The sequence below is a fragment of the Kitasatospora misakiensis genome (assembly GCF_042656005.1).
Classification (GTDB): Bacteria; Actinomycetota; Actinomycetes; order Streptomycetales; family Streptomycetaceae; genus Kitasatospora; species Kitasatospora misakiensis.
The window spans coordinates 1-737 of the sequence record NZ_JBHSOF010000144.1 but is presented as its reverse complement, the minus strand read 5'-3'; the positions used below and the strand labels follow the sequence as shown (position 1 = coordinate 737).

Below are 737 nucleotides of genomic sequence, written 5' to 3'. Positions count from 1 at the left end.
CTCGGTCGGCCTGAAAGGGATCGGCGCGCTGGCCGGGGTGGCGGTTGGAGCCAACCTGTCCAGCGCCGCGGGCGCCGCCGCCGCCCTGGCCCCGGCGCTGGCGACCGCGGGCACCGCCGCGGGCGCCCTGAAGATTGGCCTCAGCGGGGTGGGCGAGGCGTTCAAGGCCGCGTTCGCCGACTCCTCGGCGGACGCGCAGGCCGCCGCGATCGCGACCCGCGCGGTGGAGTCGGCGCAGCGGTCCCTCGCCGACGCTCAGCGCGGTGTCGCGGACGCGCGAGTGCAGGCCGCAGAGCGCATCAAGGACGCGCTGCGCGCCGTCGCCGAGGCCGAGCGGAGCCTCACCCGCACCATCGAGGACGCCGCCCGGCGGCAGAAGGACGCGCAGCAGCAGGTACGGGACGCCGTCCGCGACCTCCGTGACGCCCAGACCGACGCCCGCGACGCACAGAAGGACCTGACAGAGGCGCGACGCGACGCCACCCGCGCGCTGCAGGACATGAACCAGCGGCTCGGCGAGTCGCGGCTCGACGAGCGCGAGGCCGTCCTCCGGCTGAAAGAGGCCGAGGAGGAACTGAAGAAGGCCCAGGCCAAGCCGGGCACCGACCCGGACGCCCTGGAGCGCCTTCAGATCGCCCACGAGCGGGCGAAGCTCAACCTCGCAGAGCAGCGCCGGGAGACGAACAGGCTGGAGAAGGACACGGCCCGCGCCAACAAGGCGGGGGTGTCCGGCTCGG

General features: G+C 75.0%; 1 pseudogene. It reads left to right on the top strand.

Going from position 1 to position 737, the window contains the following annotated elements:
* Positions 1–737, top strand: a pseudogene (locus ACFP3U_RS36965) (hypothetical protein); the annotation flags it as partial.